We start from the raw sequence: 20,065 nt of genomic DNA on the forward strand, positions 1-20,065 counted from the left end.
GGAGGGTGACGTTTTGAAACTGAAGGAGTCTTGACTCACAGTCTAAATTGGTTCGATCTATGGAGGGATCCTTCACTTCGTTCAGGATGACAGAAGTTCCGTGAAGAACTCTTCCATCTTCTTCGCCATGGTTGTCCAGTTATGTGTGGTTTCGATAGCCGACTTGCCGCCGGCAATGCAGGTGTCGCGCAGGGTTACGTCGCGCGCCATTTCGAGAATCGCTTCGCTCATCTTCTGCGCGTCGCCCGGTGGAACGAGCAGGCCGCGCTTCCGGTCGTGCACAATTTCCGCCGAGCCTTCGATGGCCGTAGCGACAATCGGCACACCGGCGGCCCAGGATTCGAGAATAAAATTTGAAACGCCTTCTCGATAGGACGAGGAAACGGAAAGCTGCGCGCGGGCGAGTTCACGTGAGAGATGCTGTGTGAAGCCGCGCAAGCGTACATATTCGGAGAGGTCGAGCCGCTCAATTTGCGCGTCCAGAATGTCCGCCTGATCACCGCTGCCCCAGATTTCGCAGATCAGGCGCGGTTCCTTTCGGACAGCCAGAGCCATCGCATCAATCAGAACATCAAAGCCCTTGTCGGTTTCCACGCGTCCGGCGGCTAAAACGAGAATCGGTTCGGCCGGTCCGGGGCGTTTGGCAGAAGATTGCGGATGCGCGTCGCTGTCCACTCCGTTATAAATGACGCGAATGCGTTCGCCTTTCACCCACGAATGCTTGACCAGCGACTCTTTGACAGCTTCGGCATTGACGATGATTCCATCCGGCCAGACCCCATAGCGCAGTCGCTCTTTGATGGTGTCGGGCAGCGTGCGGGTGATTCCCATGCGCATGACATATTTGGCGCGCGTGCCAAGCGCGGCAAAGCCGCCCAGCCAGTAGTCGCGGCTGCGGGTTGGCAGAAAAATGTCGATCTTCTCACGCTTGAGAAAGCGGTGAAGGCTCCAGATGGTGCTTAGGTCGGCATCGTTCGTGAATGGTAGTTCGAGCCAACGCACATTCGGGGAGCTTTGGCGGCTTTCCCAGAGTTTAAGAGTGCGGACTGCAACGGTGACCTCATGACCTCGCGAGGCCAGCGTGTCAGCGGCTTTCAGGGTCCATTTCTCGTTACCGCCCCACATCAGCGAGGCATTGGAAAACAAAATTCGCAAGGGAAGATTCGGGGGTCAATGACAATCTATAAATATCGACAAAATAGCAGGGAGAGTCAAAAGCCCGCATGTATCTAATACTACAGATTCTTGACTCATCGCGCTTTTTTTCGCATATTGGGAGTCGTTAGGTTAGAAGCCTCGAAGATTACACAAAGAAAGTTAGATAAATCTAACTTTGAAAACGCAATCCAAACATTATAAATGTCTTACCTGCGAGCTTTCCGGCTCGTCGGACACTCTTTGCCATTTGGACTGCCTACCTGTGGGCAGTCGATGTCAGTTAATTGAGATTGAAGATCCCTCGGACAACCTGCTCCGGCTGATGGAAATGGGGCTGGTGCCGGGGACGAATGTTGTGATTGAGCGGACGGCGCCCTTAAATAGTCCGTATAGCCTCCGTCTGCCGGGCTGCACATTGGCCGTCCGCCGCGAGGACGCCAAGCATCTTGTGGTTTCGCCGCTTCCCGACACTTCCGAATGACCGTAAGTCCACGCCCTGAAGTTCAGACGCCGACGCAAACACGTCGGCTTATTGCTATTGCGGGTAACCCGAACTCGGGGAAGACGACGCTGTTCAACCGGTTGACGGGAGCACGGCAGAAGGTTGGCAACTATCCCGGAGTGACGGTCGAGCGCAAAACGGGCAGCATCACGTTAGCCTCCGGTGAAGTGATAGACCTTGTGGATTTGCCGGGCAGCTACAGTGTTGCGGCGCGCTCGCCGGAGGAGCAGATTTCGCACGACGTATTGTCGGGAGTGAGTCAGGGACTGCGGCGACCGGACGCGGTGGTGGTGGTATTGGATGCGACAAACTTGCGGCGCAATCTGTATTTGGCGACTCAGTTGCGCGACATGGGCATGCCGCTGGTGGTTGCGTTAAATATGATGGATTTGGCGCGCGAGCGCGGGTTTCAAATTGACCCCGCGAAACTTGCGACTGCCATTGGCTGTCCGGTGATACCGATTGTGGCGCGGTCGGGTGAAGGAGTGGAGCAGCTATTAGCCAGTCTGGAACTTTCTCAGCGCGTCAGCGAGCCAAGCGGCACAATTCCTCGGTTCATTGATAAGCTGCCCGACACGTTGGAGGCGCCGGTTCAGGAACTTAGCGAGGGGTTGATTCAAAGCAAACTAACGGACGCAGAGCACGCACGTGCGGAAGCTCTGTGGCTGCTGATTTCCACTTTGGACGGTGACGAAGCGGTGAAGATTCCACCGACCAAGGCCGCGCTGACGAAGCGGGTGCTCAACCGGTATGAATTGACCACGCGGGAAGTGCGGGCGATTGAAACGAGCGGCCGCTACCAATATTTGAAAGATTTGATGGTGCTGTCGGCAGCCGTAGAGTTGGACCGCCCGCACCGGATTACGGAACTGCTCGACCGAGTTTTGCTGCACCGGCTGTTCGGCCCGCTGGTGTTTCTGGGGACGATGGCCTTTGTGTTTCAGTCGATATTTTCGTGGGCCGAACCGGCGATGGGGCTGACCGAAGAGCTGATTGGCGGGTTGTCGAACGGCATTGGAAGTCTGCTGCCGGAGGGTTTGTTCAGGAGTATGGTGGTGGACGGCGCGGTGGCTGGATTCGGGAATGTGGTGGTGTTTCTGCCGCAGATACTGCTGCTGTTTTTCTTTATCGGAATACTGGAAGACTCCGGCTATATGGCGCGCGCGGCGTTTCTGATGGACCGTATCATGTCGAAAGTCGGTTTGGACGGACGCGCCTTCGTGCCGTTGCTGTCGAGTTTCGCGTGCGCAATACCGGGGATTATGGCAACGCGAACGATTGCCTCGCGCAAGGACCGGCTGGTGACCATTCTGGTCGCACCGTTGATGTCATGCAGTGCGCGCCTGCCGGTCTATACTTTGATTATCGGGACGGTGTTCGCGGCGAATCACCGGGTGCTGGGCGTGTTCACGGTGGGTGGACTTGTGCTGATGAGCATGTATTTGCTCTCGGTGTTTGCCGGCATCGGGATTGCGGCGCTGTTTAAGCAGACGATTCTCAGGAGTCCGCCGCCGCCGTTGTATTTGGAATTGCCGACCTATAAGTGGCCGTCTTTGCGTTCAGTAGTGATCAATCTGCTGGATCGCGCAAAGCTGTTTGTGGTGCGGGCGGGGACTGTGATTCTGGCGGCGACTGTGGTGCTGTGGGCACTGATGAATGTGCAGGTGAAGGAGACGGATGCGGCTCCTTTTGAGCGGGCGCGAGCACAGGTTGAGGCGAACACCCGCTTGGACCGCTCGGCGCAGGATGCGGCCATTGCCGAGATTGACGCGCGGGAGTCTTCGCTGCGGCTTGAGCATTCGCTGGGCGGACAGATCGGCAAATTCATCGAACCGGTGCTGAAGCCGCTCGGCTTTGACTGGAGGATGGGTGTGGGAATTCTGGCGAGTTTTGCGGCACGGGAGGTCTTTGTAAGCTCGCTGGCGGTGGTACATGGAGTTACCTATTCGGAAGAGAACGACGTGACGCTGTGCGAGACACTGCGGACGGCACGGAGCGACAGCGGCACGCTGATATACACGCCGTTAGTCGGCTTGGCGCTGATGGTGTTTTTCGTGCTGGCCTGCCAGTGCATGTCGACGGTGGCAATCGTGAGGCGTGAGACCAATTCATGGCGGTGGCCGGCCTTTATGGTGACTTATATGAGCATCTTGGCCTGGTTAGGAGCGTTCGCGACCTATCAGGGCGGGCGCCTGTTGGGATATCACTAAGGGAAGTTGGGAGCGAAGAGGAGCAAATCGCAGGGTAACGCGCAATGTCCGATACGGCAAACCTGATACTCGTGGCGCTCGGCGTCGGAGCCTCCTTGGCCTTCCTGGTGCTGCGGAAGCTGCGCCATTTGCGGCAGGGTCGACGGGACTGGTCGAGCGGGCATGCAGAAGCGTGCGACAGCTGTCCGATAATCGAGATACGCAAGGCTCAGGAGCGGCTGCGCATCACAATACAGAAATAGCGAACGGGCGCCGCACAGGCGCCCGCATTGTTTGATGGTCCCCCGAGAGGTCGGCTGCGGGAAACTCAGCGGGAGTGCCGTTCCCGAATCAATTCTTCGAGACGGTCCACATTCTTGTGCAAGTTAAATTCTTTAAGCGTAAATTCTCTGGCGCGCGCACCGATTTCACGGCGCAGCTGCGGGTTGGCCAGCAGTTCACGGACTTTTGCCTCCAGCTCGTCCATCGAACGCACGACAGCACCCAAGCGCTCGCGGCTGAGTAGGCCGTCGGGATCGACATTGAGAGAGACGACGGGAACGCCGTATTGCCAGGCCTGCACAAAGGTGTTGGGGAAGCCTTCGAGGGGTTGACTGGTTTTAACGTGCACATGCGACGCGGCGAAATAGCGGTCGATTTCCTGAAGTGGAACATGTCCGGCGTAACGAAAATTTTTCAGCTCCGCCGCGGCTTGCTCGAGCAGGACAGGATACTCTTTCTTGAAGACTTCGCCCGCGATGACAAACTCGCAGTCCACGTCCTGACAACGTCGCGCGAGTTCGATAAATAGTTCCGGCTGTTTCCACCGTTTGACCGATCCCGCCCAGAATACAGAGGGTCGGCCTTCATGTTTTTGAAGTGCGTCCGCATCGGTTGGCGGAAAGCTGTTGCGCAGGACAATCGTTTCGATGCCAACCTTTTTCAGGTGCTGCTGTTGTTCGAAGTGCTGCGCGAGTCTGATTTGTGCGGCCAATGCTCCTTTACGTGCGAAGTAGCGGGCGTGAATCAGGCGCGGTGCCAAGACCAGCAGCTGCGGGATGGTTTTTGACCTGAACATTTCTTTGACAAAGCCGAGCACAGCCGCATCAGCATCGGAGGCTGCGGCCCAAATGGTGACGGCGTGTTTCGGCGCCAGCGACATGGCTTGCCACGTGTAGAGATTGAACACGCGGTTGTATACGACGTCGGGATTGACTTGGGAGATGACGGCGGCGATTCCCTCGCGATTGCCTTCCTTCCAGTAACCCACTTCCGGCAGATAGTGCAGCGTTACGCCGTCAAGCTGTTCGGGCATTCCGGGTTTGCTGTTCTCGCTGACGTAGTGAACATCCCAGCCGCGGCGGGCGAACTCGGTGGCCAGCATCCAGCACTGCAGCTCCGCGCCACCGGTGAACCGCAGGAAGTGATAGCGCGTGACGAAGAGAATTCTGCCTTTGCTCACTGCGCCGCTCCGTACTGATCATCCCACTGTGCAAGCGTAACGAGTCCTTTGAGAACAGAAGAATCCAACGGCTTGCCGGCCGCGACATCGTCACGGAGAGTGCGCAGAGTGCGGGTCTCGAACGGCGGCAATTTCGACAATCGTTCAAGCGAGTGAATGACGAAGTCGCGGTGTGGATACGCAAGCCACTCGCGGGGGTGCGCGTAGTTGAGGCGCGGATGACGATAGAGGATTTTGCCGAAGCGCGCACCGAGAGTTTCGTCAATCGTGGAGAGCAGTTTGCGCCAACTGCGAATCAGCATGGTGCGCCGTGTATTGCGGAGTTCAGGCGGATAGCCGAAGCTTGACTTAAGGGGAAGATTCCAAAGCTCGGGGAAATGTTCGCGCACCATTGCGAAAAAGGCGGATTCATTGCGCCGTTCCTGAGCGGAAAGCGAATAGGCAAGCTGCAGCACATGGGCGTGCACAAAGGGCGTCGCGTAGCAGACATTACGTCGGTTTACGAAGAGTGCGAAATTAGTACGGTTCATCTGATGCGAGTCGTAGATAAACTGCTCGTACTGGCGAAGGAATGGCTCGCCCTCGTGAAAGGATGTGGCTTGAAGGACGTCGGCTGACACGTCGGAAAAGAGCCGCTGTACCACACTTTCCGGCACGGCGCCAACCGTCTCATGCAGGTATTTGCGGGCGGAGTGCGAAGTTGCGAGTTCTTCGTCGGGTTCAAAGGAACCGAATACAACGTCGCCGATATAGCCGCTGAGAATAAGTGAACTCTCGGGCACAGCCTCGCGCAGCGATTGAACCGGATACTCGGGGATGACACAATACATTCCTTCCCCGACTGTGAAGTTTTCAGCGACCTGCTCGGCGAGCGGGCGAGTGTCCATCGGCAGCGCGGTATTTCTGACACCGAGCGCCTGCGCGACCTGTCTACCAATACGGAAATCGAGAGACGTGGGATGACCGAACGTCACAGTATGGATGGCTTCGCGTGGCAGCACGTCCAGCGCCAGACGCAATATGATGCGGGAATCCATTCCGCCGGAGATGGGGACGACAACCGACTCAGAGTCACCGATGTCGTCACGGACGGCAGTGGCCAGAACATCTCGGATGTCCTGTGTAGAGACTTCCCGTGGCACACGGGCGGGGGGGACCAGGGCCGCGCGTTCGACGGATGTATCTCCGTTACGCACACACAGCGTTTCACCACTGCGCAGACTGAAGATTTTTTCGAAGGGAGTATGCGCGCCTGTCAGATAGCCGAAGCGCAACACTTGCGGCGCCGAGTGCCAATTCAATGACAACTGATTTTTCTGATGACGCGCAAGGCAACGCAGAGAATTTGAGAGGATGATTGCTTCGCCGATTTGTCCGAAATACCAGCGGAATTGCAGAAACGGGTCGCTGCGCGCAAGCAACTCATCGGTTTGCCTGTCGAACTGCAGAGCAAGCCAATTTCCGTCCGGAAAGTGTAGAGGACGCTTGAGGTCAGGCTCCTCGCGCCAGCGACCGGCGCAAAGCGAGAAGGCATGCGGTGTTTCCGCCTCGAGCCGCTGCGGAAACCACGGGCCGTCTTCTTCGTCGCGGAACTCGGCGAGCGAAAGGTTTCGTCCGCGGATGAGCCGAGGCGCGTTTTGCAGAATCGGGGACGAGTTGTGGGCTAAGATGTATAGGATATGCACAGTAGAATCGTAACAACCATTTCACATTGACGAGCACTGCCGACCATAGCGCCAAACCGCGCCGCCGCACGCTGCGCAATACGCTGTTCTCGCTGTTGGGGAAGGCACAAGCGGCGGTGTTCTCCTACATCATCATCCGTCTGCTGCTGGACGTGTTGACCGTAGAGGAGTACGGGCTGTATTCGCTGCTCTTCATCGGTGTGATGATCAACTTCTCGATGGTCTCGCAGTTCGGGATTCCGCATCTGCTCACGCGCTTCGTGCCGGAGCTGTTTTCCTCAGGCAACTGGCGCGGCATTCGCGAGATATTCGAAAAAGTCTTTCGGGTTCAGCTGCTGGCGGGCAGCGGACTCCTGTTGCTGGTGTATCTGTTCGCTCCGCAGATTTGCGCGTGGATCAATTTCCCGCACGATGTTGCGATTCTACGGCTGTTCAGTCTGTGCGCGCTGTTCTATCTGCTGAGCGAGGTCTATCACCTGCTGTTCAGCGCGGTCTTCCGGCAGTCCACAGTCTTCACGGTTACGATTGTCTACAACAGCGTCCGGCTGCTCCTGCTCGGCGGCATCTATTTCTACTTCCGCAGCTTCAGCGCGGTGGTGATTGCCGAGGGGATTTCGCTGGTCTGCTGTGTGCTGCTGTATGCCTTGAGCTATCACCGGACGGTGCGCAGAAACGTGACTGCGGACGGGCCTGCTTCCACTGGCCTCGAATGGCCGCGCATGCGCAAGTATGCGTCGCTTGCCTACGCGAATGAAATCGGCGTTTCGCTGCTGTCGGTCGCCACGGACTTCTTCTTGGTGTCGAGCATGCTGGGCGGCGTGGCCACGGGTTTCTACGGATTGGCAAACCGGATTAACGATTTCGCGCTGAAGCTGCTGCCGATGAAGATGCTCGGGCCGGTGATTCAGCCGCTGTTTTTCAGCGAGTACGGGGCCAACAAGGAGAAGGCCGAGTTTGGTTTTCGGATGCTGATGAAGGCAACACTTTTTCCCACCGTGGCCGTCGCAATATGGCTGGTCGTGATGTCGAAAGAGGTCATCATCTATCTATTCGATGCGCGCTACGCCGAGGCGTGGCCGGTCGTGGCGGTGATGGCATTGTTCCTGCCGTCGGTTTCGCTGCGCATGCCGCTCGGTCTGATGATGCAGAATCACGAGCGCGTGGACATACTAATCTACGCCAAGACTGCTGGGCTGCTGAAGATTGTTGCCGGTGTGCTGCTGCTGCCCAAATACGGTTATGCGGTGATGCCGTGGATTACGGGATTTGCGGTGCTGGCACAGAACAATTTTGTATACTTCTTCGTCAAGCGCATCGCGAAAGCCCGAGTGGACTTCTGGGGCAATCTGCGTATCTGGCTGAACGCGGGCGCGGCAGGAGTCATTCTCTATTTTCTGAAGCCCTATCTGAGCAGTCTGGCCGGCGTGATTGCCAGCACACTGATTTTTGGCGGGCTGTTCATCGGATTCTCGATGCTCAATCGCGGATTCTCAAAAGAGGAGCGCGACTTTATCAACAGCAAGCTACCGAAACCACTCTGGAAATTCTAATCGGGTTTGCGTGCTGTTGCCATTAGGCGGTGCTTGAGACCGGCGAACGGCGGGAGTTCAGCAAGCAACTCCATACACAGAAGCAGGAATAGAACCCACTTGGGCCGATACATGGCCGGCACACCCCAGCGATAGATTTTGATATCCGTAAAGCCTGCCTCGCGCAGGTATTTCTTTAAGCGGCGCGCGGTATTAATGCGATACGGCGCGGGATAGGTGCCCTGACTGATGATTTTCGCTTTGCGCTTGATCCATTCACGAGCGCGGATCGAGAGAAACTTGTTGGGGAACATGAACGGGTTAAAGACGGAATTCGTGTTAATGATAATCCGTCCGCCCGGTTTCAGCACGCGGAATGCCTCATTGCAGCACTTGGCCGGATCGGTGATATGCTCGTAGACCGAATCGCTGTAGTAGCCTGCGAACTGTTCATCACGAAAGGGCAGGTCTTCGAGAACACCGACGCACTTGAATTTTAGACCCTGATTTTTCTTGATGTCGTCGGGCAACGGATCGATGCCCACCAGAAAGTGCATCTTCTTTTCGCGGCGCGTCAGGTCACTCGCATCCCCGCAACCCGCCTCGAGCACCGGTTCGTTCTCCAGTCCATTCCCCCATTCCTGCATGAACGTGCGGTTATAGTATCCGTTCCGCTCCGCCAGCGTCCTGTAATACCTCTTGAACGGCCACGGCACAAGCGCAAGCTGTTCGTCGTAGCTGAGCTTGAAGGCTCCTTTGGGCAGCGGTTTGTGTTCGGAATCCCGACTTGTTACGGGTGAATTCTGGGGAGCGGAAGACGTCAAATTAGGAAAAGTGGTGTGGTGTTATTGCTGTCGGTAGTCCGGCTGGACAATCTCAAACAGGTAGTGGCAATAATTGCTGCGACGTGGTACGAACTAACCTTAACGATAACAATAGATTGCAAATATCGCGCAGTCCGAATCCAACTGTAAGATAAAACAATAACTTCCTTGTGCAACAAAAGTACCATTGCCTCTGGGAAAGAGGAAGGGTATATTGGAAGGAAGCTACCAACGCAGGTTCCGCTCATGTCACGCCTCTTCCTACTCCTCATATTCGCCGCCGCCGCATTCGCACGGGTAACCCCGCTGGAAGAATTTCAAAAGCCGCATTCGGTGTGGCGGCACGTTCCGCTGCAGCAGCGCGGCTTCATGCCTTCGTTCGACGAGCATCTCAATCAACGCGTGAATACAGACGACTCGGGCGAGATTCAGAATGAAGAGATGATTTGTATCAATCCGCTCGATCCGGAAAATATGGTGGCAGTCTGGCGCGATTTCCGCGAGGGCTATCGCCGGATTGGAGTCGGGTATACTCTTGACGGCGGGCAAACGTGGCATGACGAGCTATTCCCCGCGATGTATTACGCGTGGCAGAGTGATCCCGTGCTGGTCGTGGATCACAACGGTGTGTTCACCGCCAACATGATCTCCTATGAAGCGGGCGGGAACGGAGATAACGGAATGCTCTCGGTATCGTCTTATGACGGCGGCGTGACGTGGCAGGACTCGGTGTGGGCGGTGTTGACAACGGACGAATCGGCATTCGAAGACAAGCAGATGCTGGCCGTGGATAATTCGCCGGACTCTCCCTATCAGGGGACGCACTATGTTGCATGGACGCGCTTTCACCGGAATCCGAATAACGGAAATTTCGATTCGACGCACGTGCACTTGGTCTATAAACGGCCCGGTCAGAATTACAGCACACCACGACGCATCTCGTCGCGCCGTTCGGTGCAATGGACCAATGTGGCTACGGGACCGAACGGGGAAGTTTACGTGAGTTGGGTGACATATCGCGACGACGGCGTCGCGTTCTCGCGCTCGCTGGACGGCGGAGTCACGTGGTCAAATGAGACGCGCATTTTCGAGGCGCGCATGATTCAGGCCAATGTGGACCCGGACTTGCTCGTGTTTTCCTACATGGTGATGGCAGTGGATAATACGGACGGACCATATCGCGGCAGGATTTACGGACTATTTACCGATACCGACGCCGGATTCAATCAGACGGATGTCTATTTCGCTGCCAGCTCTAATCAGGGTGCGAGCTGGAGCGCGCCCGTGCTCATTCACGACGACGACACGTTCTACGACGTGGATCAGTTTCATCCGTGGATAACCGTTGACGAGGCGGGCCGCGTGTGGTGCGCGTGGTATGATCGCCGCAACGATCCGAACAATCTGCTGATGGATGTCTATTTCACGGTTTCGGAAGACGGCGGCGCGACGTGGTGGCCCAACGAACGGATCAGTGACGTCTCGAGTCATCCCGGCGCGGGCACGCTGGACGCAGGAGTGATCGGCGAATACATCGGTTGGCACGCGGTGCACGGCAAGGCAGTTTGCGCGTGGACGGACACACGCTTGGGAAATCAGGATGTTTTTGTCGCTGTAATTGATTCGTTGTTTCAGTCCGGTGCCGCCAATCCAGTCACGCTCTTACCTTCCTCGCTTCTTCTGAGCGCATATCCGAATCCGTTCAACGGGACCACGACGCTCAGCTATTCACTGGCGCACGCCGCCGATGTTTCGCTGACCGTCTTTAACACCCTCGGCCAAGCGGTAGTGGAGCAATCACTCGGGCGTCATACGTCGGGCGAGCACAGACACGCGATTGAATTGACTCAACCCAGCGGCGTCTACTTTGCGAAGATTACCGCAGGCAGGCAGAGTGCAGTAGCTAAGTTGCTGTTGATGAAGTAGCGGTCTTCCGGTGCGGACGAATCTGCATCGGTTACACTTTCACGAACATGCGTTTCATCCTTCTCTGCACGCTTTCGCTCCTCCTTTTCGTCTCCTGCGCCGAGCTAAAACACACGCCGCCGCAGATTAATCCGGCATTGCGCGATGAACTGCAGAGCTATCTGGACACGCACAAGCTCGCACCTGTTGACTACGTGATCAACAAGTTCATGGAACGCGACGTGGTGATTCTGGGCGAGTTTCATCGGGTGAAACAGAACGTGGAACTGGTTCAGGAATTGATACCGCGACTCTACGGTCGCGGAATTCGTGTGTTGGCGACTGAGTTTGCGCGTCGGGAGGATCAGCCCTTGATTGACAGCCTGCTCACTGCCCGCGAGTATAGCGAATCTTTGGCGCGGCAGATAACTTTTAATCAGTTCGCCTTCTGGGGTTTTCAGGAGTATGTGGATATTTTCAGAGCGGCGTGGGAGTTGAATCACTCGTTACCCGAATCGCTGCCGAAGTTCCGGATTCTCGGAATGAACGATTCACCGGATTGGAGCTATATTCAGACGGAGGCGGATCGCGACGACGCCGAGAAGAAACGAAAAGTCTGGCAGGGTGGCGGTGAGCATCTGTGGGCGAAAGTCGTCACCGAGGCGGTTGCGGGGGGCGAGAAGGTGCTGGTCTACTGCGGCATTCATCACGGCTTCACAAGCTACCAGCAGCCGATTGTTGAGGACGGAGAATTCATACGTTTTGAAACCGAACGGATGGGCAACTTTGTCAAGCGCGAGCTCGGTGAGCGCGTGATGACCGTCTATCTGCATGCGATCTGGCCACCGCGCACGGGCTACGGCGGCATCTACGTCTATGCGGCGGACGGAGTCATCGATGCGCTGTTCCGGGAACTTGGGCAGTCCTACTATCCCGTCGCGTTCGATTTGCAGGATACTCCTTTCGGCAGACTCGGCGGCGAGACGTCGGTCTATAGTCAAGGCTACGAGCGATTTACAATCTCGCAGTTTGCCGACGGCTGGATTTTTCAATGTCCGATTGCGCAGTATCACGGCGTGACACCGATTGAGAATTTCATCAACGGAACAAACTACGAACGCGCCAAAGCGCAGTCGCCCAACCCGAGCCTGCGCAAACTTACGATCTCTGAACTCAACAAAGCCATCGCGCAGGACGCTAAGATGGCCTGGTGGCTGGGACGATACGAGTAAGGCTTGAGGGGCTGCGCCCATTTTCGAAATGAAAGAGAAGCCGAGGTAATTGCCTCGGCTTTCTGTTCGTATAATGATCACCAGAGTCTGTCGGCCGACTCTGGAAACTATGATCGACTAATCCTGCGGAAGAAATCCGGCCAAGCCGATTCCCAGCATGATGGTGGTTCCGGACTCTCCTTCCATGCTTTCCAAATTGAATGAGAGTTCCGGTGTGATGGCAAAGGTGTTGCTCAAATAGAACGCCAGTCCTCCCGCCAACTGAATGGCCGAGCCGCTCTGGGACTCTTCGTTCGTGGCCGGGTTTCCATCGTCAAACGACATCGAGCGCAACAGAACAGCGGCTCCGAGATACGGATTGAAGCTTCCTGTATGCGGGTCCTTGTCCTTGCCGAAGAAGTAGCGCGCGGACGGCCCGATCATCATTGAAGTGTTGCTGACATCGCCGTGACTTCTCGACGTGAGATCCAGTTTGCCGCCAAGAGCAAGTTTGTCCATGAAGGTGTAGTGAGCGGTCGGCGCCAAGGAGATGACTGTTAGAGCATCATCGCCGTAGAGGTCGCCACTCGAACTTGAAAATGCGGCATTCCCTTGCAATATCCACGTCTTCTTCATCACGTGCGCGTCTGCCGATGTAGCGCTTAATACCAGCACCGCGAGCGCCATTACTCCCAGAAAGAATCTTTGGATTCCCATTTTCTGCTCCTCGATCTATTTGTGTAGTTTCGTTCATGACCTTATGGGGTCATGATGTTCGTGCGTCTTTTGTGTTAACTGATATTCCGTCGATAAAGTTTCGATGCTTCAGAAAGTGCAGTCTTTTCAGGACAATACGACTCCTGATGTGGTCACTCACAGAGTTGCGGAGCGTAGAGATCTCCGTTGTACATCAGCTCGGTAATCCGTCCGCCTTGTCCGCGATTGTAGACCGTGGCCACTCCCGTGGAGCCGTCAGTAAACATCAAATGCACTTCGTTGCCGACAACCCGGTAAGTGCCTCCCCCATCATTCCCGCCGCCGTATGCCAGCCCTTCGGGGCTGTTGAACGACGCTTCGGATCCCGTCGTAAAGCGGCCCTGTCCGTCGAAATACACACGCTCGGAATGCGAATAGCTGCTGCCCGTATACGAAGAGGACGAACCACCCCAGTGACAGAACTGCCCGCTCAGCAGGGATTCATTACCAGAGCTTTGCGGCGCGGACGGCTGCGGGGCATATTCATTCCGATCATAGTCACCGTAGTCCTGCGGCGCGCTGCGTGGTGCTCCGCTGCATCCGGTCCGCGTGCAGCGAAGCTGATACCCTCCCGGAAACTCCAGCGTCAACAGATTACCGGACAGCGAGTACGGATAGTCAATCGGCCCGAACTCGGTTTCCATCTGAATTGCAGTATTTGTCTTGCTGTAGCGTGCCGCGTCGCCGTCATACAACATCACGTTGTCTTCGCGAAATTCAATAAGAGACGATTCCCCCGCGTCTTCGCATCTCCAGCAGCCGATCAGGGTCGGGGACGCCGACTCCGCTCTGACTGGCTCCGATTTCGACGCCACTTTGAAGGGCACACTCGTAACGAATGTGTCGTCCACATACAGTAAGACCTGATAATCGCCCGCCGGCCAGCCGTTATTGGGCCGAGAGAGTTGAAAGTGCAGCCGCGACTCAGGTTCATTGGCGACAACTTCAGTCGAGTCGATCGCGAAATTCGGGACTTCTATTGCATTCACGGACATCCAGACAGCTTTCACCCGCGCCGCTTTCGCGACATCGCTCATCACCGCCACAAGATGAATTGCCGGTGCGGTCGTGGCAAACTCGTCCTGCACCGCGATGGGTATCATGCCTTGCGGATTGACATCGCCGCACGTCATCGCGGAAACCAGTCGTGCCGCATAGCTCGTCGCGGCGCAGAAAATGCAAAATAGAATTGCAAGTAGGACACATATCTTCAGCGATCGCATGTTTAGAACTCCTTGACTTTTGTCCTGACGCAAGAACCCGGAGTGTGCGGTTTCGGAGAAGCGGATTGGTTCCCAAAGCAAAGAAAAGGTCGGGAGAAATCCCGACCTTTTCAAACCAGCACAGGAGACAAAGTCACGCTAAGTCAAACAACAGCCACTCGCCTCCCCCTTGTCCGCCGACGAACGCGAGTGCCGTTTCGTCTGAAACCGCCGCGCCGTCTCCGGCGGAAAGCTCGATGCCATTGACGGAGAGCTGTCCCTTCGTCACTTGCACCCATGCGTGGCGCGTATCCGCAATCGCATAGTCGAGGGTCTTGCCCTGATCAAGTTTGCCTAAGAACAGACTCGCATCCTGGTAGATCTGCATCGTCCCGTTGCGGCCGTCCGGCGAGACAATCAGATTGAGCTTATTTGCCGAGTCGCCGTTCAGCGCGGGCCGCTGGTCGTAACCGGGCGTACGCCCCTTCTGGTCCGGGAAGATCCAGATTTGATAGAGGTGGGTGCGCTCCGAGGACTTGTTCTGCTCGCTATGCAGAATCCCGGTCCCTGCGTGCATCATCTGAAATTCACCTGCACGAATCGCACCCTCATTGCCCATGCTGTCCTTGTGAGTCAACTCGCCTTCCATGACATAGGTGATAATCTCCATATTGTCATGCGGATGGGTCCCGAAACCCGTGTGCGAGGCCACTTTGTCATCATTGATGACCCGCAGGCTACGGAAATGGACGTGTTCGCGGTCCACGTAGCTCGCAAAGCTGAAGGTGTGGTAAGTTTCGAGCCAGCCGTGATTTGCATAGCCTCTGTCGGTTGCTTTTCGAACCCGAATCATGAGTTGCTCCTGTCTTTGAAAAGTAGTTTGATGTAGATTAGTTCTACATTAAACTAACTCGCGAATCCACGAAATGTTCCCGAAAACAGAACGCCGACCTTCAGGCCGGCGTTTAGACTCATTTAGGCTAAACCTACCCGAGATAGGTTCTGAGTGAATTTGAGCGGGAGGCGTGGCGCAGGCGGCGCAGGGCCTTTTCCTTGATTTGGCGGACGCGCTCGCGGGTCAGCTTGAAGAGTTCGCCGATTTCCTCAAGCGTGAGCGGATGCTCGCGGTCGAGGCCGAAATAGAGGCGAATGACTTCGGCTTCGCGGGGAGTGAGCGACGAGAGCGAACGCTCGATGTCCTGCCGCAGTGACTCCTTCATCAGATTGGAATCAGGCGGCGGCTGGGAGTCGTTATGCACGATGTCCAGCAGGCGGTTATCTTCGCCTTGCGCGAATGGTGCGTCAATCGAGAGATGCCGCCCCGACATACGCAGCGTATCGGTCACTTCGTAGGCCGAAATATCCAGTGCATCGGCGATTTCGTTGGGCGTCGGTTCACGCTCGTATTCCTGCTCAAGCGAGGAGAAGGTCTTGCCGATCTTGTTCAGCGCGCCGACGCGGTTGAGCGGCAGGCGCACGACGCGGGACTGCTCGGCCAGAGCCTGCAAAATGCTCTGGCGAATCCACCACACGGCGTAGGAGATGAACTTGTAGCCGCGCGTTTCGTCGAAGCGCTTGGCAGCCTTAATCAATCCCAGATTGCCTTCGTTGATGAGGTCACCGAGCGACAGCCCCTGATTCTGATACTGCTTGGCCACCGACACCACGAACCGCAGATTGGCCTTGGTCAGCTTCTCCAGAGCGATCTGGTCACCCTTGCGAATCCGCTTGGCAAGCTTGATTTCCTCATCTGGAGTCAGAAGAGGAACCTCGCCGATTTCCTGAAGGTATCGTTCCAGACTTTGGTTGGCTCGAATATTCATGTAAATAATTATTAAGGAGTGGTTTAGGGGCTGACTGTGTGGGCAAAACGAACTAACCCATTACTCACAGAACGCTCCTTGTCAAGCGAAGGTTCCCGAGGGGGACCGGAGTTTAGTGATTTCCTCTCAAAGGTGCAAGGGCGAATGTTAGATACTTGAATTAGAGAACCCGAACTTTTATCTTACTCCGTATCGCTCTTCTTTTCACAAATCTGTTAGAGTTTAGTTATGATTAACTTCAATAAGCTCCGATTCTTGCTTATTACGGCAGGGTTGGCAATTGCCGCAGTATTGGTCTTGCCGGGCTGCGAGGACGACGATGAGAAGCAGCCTCCCTCGACCGGCACGCTCAACGGCAACGTGATTTTCCACGGTGACTGGCCGGATTCGGGAACGGTTCAACTTTCGATTTTTGAGAACTGGAACAACGAAGGCACAGGCTGCTGGTGGTGCGCGATGTCTGCAGGTGGGCCGCCGTCATATTACACGCATTCGGCTCATTTTCAGGACCCGGACCCGACCAACACTTCACCGGCGGACACGCTGTCCTTTGACATTTCGGGGATTACGCTGGGGAGCTACGACGTCGTTGTGATCGGCTGGCGCACACCCACGCAAACGGGCAACGTCGAGTGTGACGAACCGGTCATCGGGATGTACGGTGCCGTGGCGGGTACAAGCGATAGCATCCCTGAGTCTATCACATTTGCGCAGAACAGCGCCACGCAGACGATTGAGATTCACGTCTGGTTTGACCGCCGCCTGCCGGTTGCGGGGTGCAACAATCTTGGCAGAATCGAAGGGACAGTCAACTTCAGCGGCACTTGGCCGGCAGCGGGTGTCGCGGCGATTATCACGACGATGCCTTACACGATTTGGGAGCCGGGCGGCATCGCAGGCTATCGCGGCCGCTCCGCAATGACGAATCAGAACAATCTTTACTACTCGTTCTCGCAGCCCTACGGGACCTACTTCGTGTCCTTCTGGACGAACGAGCAGCCGCCGAATAACAAGTTTCTCGGTGCCTACGGCGTGGTGACGAGCGTCGCTTCACCTCCGGGAACGCATAACGCGGCGAGCACTCCGATTGTGATTTCATCGGGTGATCCCGAAGCCGCTCTTGGCGCAACGGCACTTTCCGGTCCGGCACCGCACTACATCGCGGGTGTCATTACATTTACCGGCGATCGTCCGGCAGCGGGAATTGCCGTCGCACTTAGCTTGACGCCGACGTTGATGGGTCCGCCCGCCGGTTGGTATGCACTTGACCCGACCGAAACGGTCTACGCGCTGACGGGTATGGCCGAAGGGACCTATTACGCATTGCTCTATGAGAACTCGACCAGTCCCTCGGCGATTCTGTACGGCAGCTACGACGCGAACGAAGACGGCCAGGCCGATCCGATTGTGATTGATGCCAGCAACTACGGTTACACGGGCATCAACATTTCCAACTGAGTTTCAGATTTCGTTCAGAATTGCTATCTTCAGGGGCCGTCTTGTGACGGCCCTTGTTGTCATGTCAAGCCTTATCGGGGACGGCAGATCTGTTGCCCCAAAATCCCTTATGCACAGATTCATATTCTCTTTCTTCATCGCGATAGTTATTTCATCCGCCGCGTTCGCCGCGCCCGTTCTGCGCGGGACGATTACTCATCAACACACAGGCGAAGGCCTGCTCGGTGTGAATATTCAGTTGGTCGGGACGCTGCGCGGAACGTCCACGAATGAGCAGGGTAGTTTTCTTCTGCATTTGCCGAAGTCGGGCAATTGGACTTTGCGCATCACGAGCATCGGTTTTCGCACATTGGAACACTCGTTTGAAATAGGCGAGGGCGACACGCTCGACGTTTCATTGAAACTGGACCCTGATTATTTGCAGGCCGACGAAGTGGTGATTACAGCTCAGGCGCGTGAGACCACAGCGCGACTTTCGACGACACGTGTGGAAGTGGTTCGCGCACCGGAGATTCAGGCGCGCGCTCCGAGTTCGCTGGACCGCGTGCTGGAAGCGGTGCCGGGTGTGGACGTCCATCGCACGGGTGGCGCGGTGGTGTCGAATGTTTCGATTCGCGGTTCATCGGACAAGTTGGGCGGCGGTGTGGGCAACCGCACGCTGCTGCTGGTGGACGGTCGTCCGGCGGTGATTTCCGACACGGACGGCGCGAGCTGGCAGCTTTATCCGGAGGATGTGATTGCGCGCATCGAAGTGGTGAAGGGTGCCTACAGCGCGCTCTACGGTTCCAACGCGATGGGCGGCGTGGTGAACGTCCTGACGCATTCTCCGACGCACCGCGAATACACGCGCATTCGCGCGGGCTACGGAATGTATGAACGTCCGGCGGGGTGGGCACGCTATACCGAACGGTTGACCACGCGCAGCGATTTGTCATTCAGCCACTCAAATTCGATTGGACGACTGGGTTACTTTTCGAACTTCACGCGGCGCAACTCGGGCGGCTGGCGGCAGACGTCCGCGCTGGAGAATGTCACCGCGTTCACGAAGCTTGTGTATGACTACACTCCCGAGCGCAATCTGACGCTCTCGACGATTTATCTGAGTGGAGAGAACGACTATCCGCACCCGTGGCAAAGCTCGGCGCAGCCATTGCGCGTGCGCGATATATATACGAACGACGTGCAGCGCAAGCAGACTTTTTCAACGGATTTGGTCTATCGGAGAGTGGAGTCGCCGCGCTCGAACTACACGCTACGATTTTTCTACAATCGTGACTTGACGCGTTCGCTGTTCAATCCGTCGAGCGACCCGCGCCCGGGAGACGTGGCACTCAATTTGGAAACGCGTTCGACGTCGCAGAAATTCGGGATACTTGAACAATCCACGAAGATTCTGCCGGGCGGTCACACGTTGGTGTTCGGGTTTGACGCGGTGATGGATTTGGTGGACGGTGTGCCGGAGTCGTATCTCTACGGCAGACAGCAGGCGAATTCGCTGGCGGGATTCGCGCAGGACGATTGGAGTATACACGAACGGGTCAACTTCACGGTCGGTGCGCGCTACGATTTTCGGCACCTCGTGAGTGGAAAGACGGCACAGCAGCTTTCGCCGAAAGCGGGACTGTCGTATGAAGCGGCACGGAATGTCGTGCTGCGCGGGTCGGTCGGTCATGCGTTTCGCAATCCATCGATTGCGGAGATGTTCCTGAAGCGCGTGGGCACGCAGGATTATGAATTCGAGCCGAATCCCGAGTTGGATCCGGAGACGGTGGACTTCGGTGAAATCGGCGTGAACTATCGCATCAACGACCACGTCGTGGCGGACGCCGCAGCGTTTCACTACGATTACAATGACATTATCCGATGGCAGGTGCTGGCGGGAGGAAGATTCAAGACGGAGAATTTAGCAGAGGCGCAGATTCAGGGTGCGGAGTTCGGTTTGAAGTCGGTCTGGCCGCGCAATCTGAACACGGCGTTTTCGACGACGTATCTGCACACGGATATCAACGACATGGGGCCGCTGACATACGTTCCCGAATGGCGGTTTTTCGCCGGTGCGGAATACACTCATCGGCGCACAACCTACAGTCTGGAGATGCGGCACGTGAGCAAGACGGACACGGTGGTGTTCTATCAGAACGATGCGCCGGACGCATACACGCTGTGGACCGGACGGGTGGCGTTTCAATTCCGCCAGAGCACGCGTCTGAGCTTGATTCTGGAGAACATCACGAACGAACAATACGAAGAGATGGAGCGCTACCGCATGCCGCCGCGCACGTATCGCATCGAGCTGCTTTATGACTTCGATATCGGGAAACGGAATTAGGACAGTTTGGGAACGGGCAGCCATTGGCTGCC

Annotated in this window: 16 protein-coding genes; 8 read left to right on the top strand and 8 right to left on the bottom strand. The window is 56.3% G+C overall.

The genetic code is table 11. The annotated features are described in order from the left end of the window. Window positions 1–81: 81 nt before the first annotated feature. Complete coding sequence (locus KJZ99_06130) at window positions 82–1,155, bottom strand: glycosyltransferase (GenBank protein MCL4305472.1); 1,074 nt, start codon at window positions 1,153–1,155, stop codon at window positions 82–84. 265 nt (window positions 1,156–1,420) lie between these two features. Between KJZ99_06130 and KJZ99_06135 the strand changes: the two genes are divergently transcribed. The 3 genes from KJZ99_06135 to KJZ99_06145 are packed head-to-tail and all read left to right on the top strand — an operon-like array spanning window position 1,421 to window position 4,112. Next, window positions 1,421–1,639, top strand: a complete 219-nt coding sequence (locus KJZ99_06135) for a ferrous iron transport protein A (protein ID MCL4305473.1) — start codon at window positions 1,421–1,423, stop codon at window positions 1,637–1,639. Further along, entirely contained in the window at window positions 1,636–3,870 is a 2,235-nt protein-coding gene (gene feoB / locus KJZ99_06140; protein ID MCL4305474.1) for a ferrous iron transport protein B, read from the top strand. The genes KJZ99_06135 and feoB overlap by 4 nt, the downstream gene beginning before the upstream one ends. 44 nt (window positions 3,871–3,914) lie before the next feature. Then, window positions 3,915–4,112, top strand: coding sequence for a hypothetical protein (locus KJZ99_06145; GenBank protein MCL4305475.1), 198 nt, complete (start codon window positions 3,915–3,917; stop codon window positions 4,110–4,112). Window positions 4,113–4,177: 65 nt separating this feature from the next. Here KJZ99_06145 and KJZ99_06150 read toward each other — a convergent pair whose 3' ends face one another. Continuing rightward, a complete protein-coding gene (locus tag KJZ99_06150; protein ID MCL4305476.1) occupies window positions 4,178–5,311 on the bottom strand; it encodes a glycosyltransferase family 4 protein in 1,134 nt (377 codons plus the stop codon). Continuing rightward, the gene (locus KJZ99_06155) at window positions 5,308–6,996 is read right to left on the bottom strand and encodes a hypothetical protein (protein ID MCL4305477.1); all 1,689 of its coding nucleotides are present in this window, start codon (window positions 6,994–6,996) and stop codon (window positions 5,308–5,310) included. The genes KJZ99_06150 and KJZ99_06155 overlap by 4 nt, the downstream gene beginning before the upstream one ends. Window positions 6,997–7,022: 26 nt before the next feature. Here KJZ99_06155 and KJZ99_06160 point away from each other — a divergent pair, with 26 nt between their 5' ends. After that, complete coding sequence (locus KJZ99_06160) at window positions 7,023–8,546, top strand: oligosaccharide flippase family protein (GenBank protein ID MCL4305478.1); 1,524 nt, start codon at window positions 7,023–7,025, stop codon at window positions 8,544–8,546. Here the strand turns inward: KJZ99_06160 and KJZ99_06165 are convergent. Further along, the gene (locus tag KJZ99_06165) at window positions 8,543–9,349 is read right to left on the bottom strand and encodes a methyltransferase domain-containing protein (protein ID MCL4305479.1); all 807 of its coding nucleotides are present in this window, start codon (window positions 9,347–9,349) and stop codon (window positions 8,543–8,545) included. The two genes, KJZ99_06160 and KJZ99_06165, sit on opposite strands and share 4 nt — an antisense overlap. Before the next feature lie 246 nt (window positions 9,350–9,595). Here KJZ99_06165 and KJZ99_06170 point away from each other — a divergent pair, with 246 nt between their 5' ends. Beyond that, window positions 9,596–11,275: a T9SS type A sorting domain-containing protein gene (locus KJZ99_06170; protein MCL4305480.1), complete on the top strand. Its 1,680-nt coding sequence runs from the start codon at window positions 9,596–9,598 to the stop codon at window positions 11,273–11,275. A 47-nt stretch (window positions 11,276–11,322) separates the two neighbouring features. Then, window positions 11,323–12,486 (top strand): ChaN family lipoprotein, encoded by a 1,164-nt coding sequence (locus tag KJZ99_06175; protein ID MCL4305481.1) that lies wholly within the window; start codon window positions 11,323–11,325, stop codon window positions 12,484–12,486. Window positions 12,487–12,603: 117 nt separating this feature from the next. Here KJZ99_06175 and KJZ99_06180 read toward each other — a convergent pair whose 3' ends face one another. The 4 genes from KJZ99_06180 to KJZ99_06195 all read right to left on the bottom strand — a co-directional run bounded on the left by KJZ99_06180 (window position 12,604) and on the right by KJZ99_06195 (window position 16,246). Beyond that, the gene (locus tag KJZ99_06180) at window positions 12,604–13,182 is read right to left on the bottom strand and encodes an outer membrane beta-barrel protein (protein ID MCL4305482.1); all 579 of its coding nucleotides are present in this window, start codon (window positions 13,180–13,182) and stop codon (window positions 12,604–12,606) included. 152 nt (window positions 13,183–13,334) lie between these two features. Next, a complete protein-coding gene (locus tag KJZ99_06185) occupies window positions 13,335–14,444 on the bottom strand; it encodes a hypothetical protein (GenBank protein MCL4305483.1) in 1,110 nt (369 codons plus the stop codon). 133 nt (window positions 14,445–14,577) lie between these two features. Further along, a complete protein-coding gene (locus KJZ99_06190) occupies window positions 14,578–15,276 on the bottom strand; it encodes a pirin family protein (GenBank protein ID MCL4305484.1) in 699 nt (232 codons plus the stop codon). Window positions 15,277–15,409: 133 nt separating this feature from the next. Continuing rightward, on the bottom strand, window positions 15,410–16,246 hold the full coding sequence (locus KJZ99_06195) for an RNA polymerase sigma factor RpoD/SigA (GenBank protein MCL4305485.1): 837 nt from the start codon (window positions 16,244–16,246) through the stop codon (window positions 15,410–15,412). A 228-nt stretch (window positions 16,247–16,474) separates the two neighbouring features. Between KJZ99_06195 and KJZ99_06200 the strand changes: the two genes are divergently transcribed. Beyond that, window positions 16,475–17,704 (top strand): hypothetical protein, encoded by a 1,230-nt coding sequence (locus tag KJZ99_06200; protein ID MCL4305486.1) that lies wholly within the window; start codon window positions 16,475–16,477, stop codon window positions 17,702–17,704. A 109-nt stretch (window positions 17,705–17,813) separates the two neighbouring features. Continuing rightward, window positions 17,814–20,033, top strand: a complete 2,220-nt coding sequence (locus KJZ99_06205) for a TonB-dependent receptor (GenBank protein MCL4305487.1) — start codon at window positions 17,814–17,816, stop codon at window positions 20,031–20,033. The last annotated feature ends 32 nt before the right edge of the window (window positions 20,034–20,065 follow it).

The organism is bacterium (assembly GCA_023382385.1).
In the GTDB taxonomy this organism is placed as follows: Bacteria; Electryoneota; RPQS01; order RPQS01; family RPQS01; genus JABWCQ01.